Source organism: Pseudomonas tehranensis, from assembly GCF_014268615.1.
Classification (GTDB): domain Bacteria; phylum Pseudomonadota; class Gammaproteobacteria; order Pseudomonadales; family Pseudomonadaceae; genus Aquipseudomonas; species Aquipseudomonas tehranensis.
Map to the genome: position 1 here is coordinate 1 of NZ_JABWQV010000353.1, position 4,085 is coordinate 4,085.

General features: G+C 60.0%; 2 protein-coding genes. Both read left to right on the forward strand.

Features of this window, described 5'->3' with window-relative positions; translation table 11 throughout:
- Positions 1-289 precede the first annotated feature (289 nt).
- Positions 290-2,341 carry a putative bifunctional diguanylate cyclase/phosphodiesterase gene (locus HU811_RS25645; protein ID WP_092454371.1) on the forward strand — a complete coding sequence of 684 codons (2,052 nt, stop codon included), beginning with the start codon at positions 290-292 and terminating at the stop codon, positions 2,339-2,341.
- Positions 2,342-2,619: 278 nt separating this feature from the next.
- Positions 2,620-3,954, forward strand: coding sequence for an imelysin family protein (locus HU811_RS25650; protein WP_092454369.1), 1,335 nt, complete (start codon positions 2,620-2,622; stop codon positions 3,952-3,954).
- Positions 3,955-4,085 lie beyond the last annotated feature (131 nt).

Consider the following 4,085-nt stretch of genomic DNA (forward strand, 5'->3'; position numbering starts at 1 on the left):
AAAAAAAACCCGGCGTGTTGCCGGGTTTTTTTTAGCCGGCACAAAGTCCCGGACCCTTTCCAGACCAATACCTCGTGTCTGAAATCCAACAAAAATAGAACCCAGGCCTCAAGTTGCGGCCCCTTCCATCCGACACAATGGTCGTAGAGCAATAGCTCTGAAAACGCCGTATAACGGCCAGGTTTCAGGCGAAGACCCCTGTGTTTGATTGTCCCTTTGACTGACATCACAGGATTGCCAATACTCATGGCAACTTGACGCTACCCGCACGGAACAAGGAACCCCCTCTTTGAAGCTGGAACTCAAGAACAGCTTGTCTGTGAAGTTACTGCGGGTCGTGCTCCTCTCGGCATTGATCGTCGGCGTCGTATTGAGCTGCGCCCAGATCGTGTACGACGCCTACAAAACCGATCATGCGGTCGCCAGCGACGCCCAGCGAATTCTTGATATGTTCCGGGACCCTTCGACCCAGGCCGTCTACAGCCTTGACCGGGAGATGGGCATGCAAGTGATCGAGGGACTGTTTCAGGACGAAGCCGTGCGCATGGCCTCTATCGGTCATCCTCACGAGACCATGCTGGCCGAAAAAACCCGGCCGCTGCAGCAGTCGGGAAGTCGCTGGCTGACCGACCTGATTCTTGGCCAGGAACGCACGTTCACCACGCAGCTGGTGGGGCGCGGGCCTTACAGTGAATATTACGGCGACCTGAGCATTACCCTCGATACGGCCACCTACGGCCAGAGTTTCATCGTCAACTCTGTGATCATTTTCATATCGGGCATGTTGCGAGCCCTGGCGATGGGCCTGGTCTTGTACCTGGTCTATCACTGGCTCTTGACCAAGCCACTGTCACGGATCATCGAACACCTGACCGAAATCAACCCCGACCGGCCGAGTGAACACAAGATCCCGCAGCTACGCGGCCACGAACAAAACGAGCTGGGGCTCTGGATCAACACCGCCAACCAATTGCTCGCCTCCATCGAGCGCAATACACACCTGCGCCACGAGGCGGAAAACAGCCTGCTGCGCATGGCCCAGTATGATTTCCTCACCGGCCTGCCCAATCGTCAACAGCTTCAACAGCAACTGGACAAGATCCTGGTGGATGCCGGGCGCTTGCAACGTCGGGTGGCCGTACTGTGTGTGGGGCTGGATGACTTCAAGGGCATCAACGAACAGTTCAGCTATCAAACCGGCGACCAGTTGCTGCTGGCCCTGGCTGATCGACTGCGGGCCCACAGCGGACGCCTTGGCGCGCTGGCGCGACTGGGAGGCGACCAGTTCGCCCTGGTCCAGGCCGATATCGAACAACCTTACGAAGCCGCCGAGTTGGCCCAGAGCATCCTCGATGACCTGGAGGCGCCGTTCGTCCTCGACGATCGGCAAATCCGCCTGCGGGCGACCATCGGCATCACCCTCTTTCCCGAGGACGGGGACAGCACCGAGAAGCTGTTGCAGAAAGCCGAGCAGACCATGACCCTGGCCAAGGCCCGGTCGCGCAATCGCTATCAGTTCTACATCGCCAGCGTCGACAGTGAAATGCGCCGCCGTCGCGAATTGGAAAAAGACCTGCGCGAGGCTCTGTTGCTTGAGCAGTTCAGCCTGGTGTACCAGCCGCAGATCAGCTATCGCGACCTGCGAGTGGTCGGTACCGAGGCCCTGATTCGCTGGCATCACCCCGAACACGGCCTCGTGCCGCCGGACCTGTTCATTCCCCTGGCCGAGCAGAACGGCACCATCATCGCCATTGGCGAATGGGTACTGGATCAGGCTTGCAAACAGTTGCGCGAATGGCATGACCAGGGTTTCGTGGACCTGCGCATGGCGGTCAACCTGTCCACCGTACAATTGCACCACGCCGAACTGCCGCGGGTGGTGAACAACTTGCTGCAGATGTACCGCCTGCCGCCGCGCAGCCTGGAGCTGGAGGTCACGGAAACCGGCCTGATGGAAGACATCACGACAGCCGCCCAGCACTTGCTCAGCCTGCGCCGCTCCGGCGCGCTGATCGCCATCGATGACTTCGGGACCGGCTATTCGTCCCTGAGTTATCTCAAGAGCCTGCCCCTGGACAAGATCAAGATTGACAAGAGCTTCGTCCAGGACCTGCTCGATGACGAGGATGACGCGACCATCGTCCGGGCCATCATCCAGTTGGGCAAGAGCCTGGGGATGCAGGTAATCGCCGAGGGGGTGGAGACGGTCGAGCAGGAGGCCTACATCATCTCCGAAGGCTGCCACGAAGGTCAGGGTTACTACTACAGCAAACCGCTGCCGGCACGGGAGTTGGGCATCTATCTCAAGCAGGCGCAGCGCAGCAAAGTCTCCATCATCTGATTCTCCCTTTGTTGTCATGCCTCTGTAGGCGGTGGCGAAGCCTGCGATCTTTTGATCTTGATCTTTGTCTTGAGATTCAAGCGTCAGGGGAAAGAAGATCGCAGCCTCGTTGCACTCGACAGCCTCCTACGGACGCTGCAGAGTCTAGGGTCGTGGGTGAGCAAATAAGAAATATTTACAGCTACAACCCTTTACACATAATGCAAATCTTTCGCATTATGTCGCAGTTTTGCGCACCTCGCGCCTGTCCCATCCATCACCGAAGCAGGATGTTCGCCATGATTCGTATGCCTCTGGCTACCGCCAGTTTGCTGGCCATCGCTATTTCCCTCGCCGGTTGCGGCGAAGGCAAAGACAAGGCCGCCGCGCCGCAAGCGCCAACGCCCGCCGCCAGCACCGCCGCCCCAGCCGCAGCCGGCAAGATCGACGAAGCCGCTGCCAAGGCCGTTGTCGCGCACTACGCCGACATCGTCCATGCGGTCTACAGCGATGCCGAATCCACCGCGAAAACCCTGCAAACCGCGATCGATGCGTTCCTGGCCAAACCGAACGACGAGACCCTCAACGCCGCCAAGGCCGCCTGGGTCGCTGCGCGCGTCCCTTACCTGCAAAGCGAAGTGTTCCGTTTCGGCAACACCATCATCGACGACTGGGAAGGCCAGTTGAACGCCTGGCCGCTGGATGAAGGCCTGATCGACTACGTCGACACCTCCTACGCGCACGCTTTGGGTAATCCGGGCGCCACCGCCAATATCATCGCCAATACCGAAGTCCAGGTGGGTGAAGACAAGGTCGACGTGAAAGACATCACCCCGGAGAAACTCGCCAGCCTGAACGAGCTGGGCGGTTCCGAGGCCAACGTTGCCACCGGCTACCACGCCATCGAATTCCTGCTGTGGGGCCAAGACCTCAACGGCACCGGCCCTGGTGCTGGCAAGCGTCCGGCCTCCGATTACCTGGAAGGCGCCGGTGCTACTGGCGGCCATAACGACCGTCGTCGCGCCTACCTCAAGGCCGTGACCCAACTGCTGGTCAGCGATCTGGAAGAAATGGTCGGCAACTGGAAGCCAAACGTGGCTGACAACTACCGCGCCACCCTGGAAGCCGAGCCTGCCGAAACCGGCCTGCGCAAGATGCTGTTCGGCATGGGCAGCCTGTCCCTGGGTGAACTGGCGGGCGAGCGCATGAAGGTGTCCCTGGAAGCCAACTCGCCAGAAGACGAGCAGGACTGCTTCAGCGACAACACCCACAACTCGCACTTCTACGATGCCAAAGGTGTGCGCAACGTTTACCTGGGCGAATACACCCGCGTCGACGGCACCAAGATGACCGGCGCCAGCCTGTCGTCCCTGGTGGCCAAGGCTGACCCGGCCGCTGACAGCGCCCTCAAGGCCGACCTGGCCGACACCGAAGCCAAGATCCAGGTCATGGTCGATCACGCCAACAAGGGTGAGCACTACGACCAACTGATCGCGGCGGGCAACACCGCTGGCAATCAGGTCGTGCGCGACGCCATCGCCGCACTGGTCAAGCAGACCGGCGCGATCGAACAGGCCGCGGGCAAACTGGGCATCAGCGACCTGAACCCGGACAGCGCTGATCACGAGTTCTGATCAATGCGGGCTGACTGACGGGTTATGCCCGTCAGCCCAGCCGAAAAGCCCTGTGGGAGCGGGCTTGCCCGCGATAGCGATGTATCAGCCAACAGCAATGTGACTGACATACCGCTATCGCGAGCAGGCTC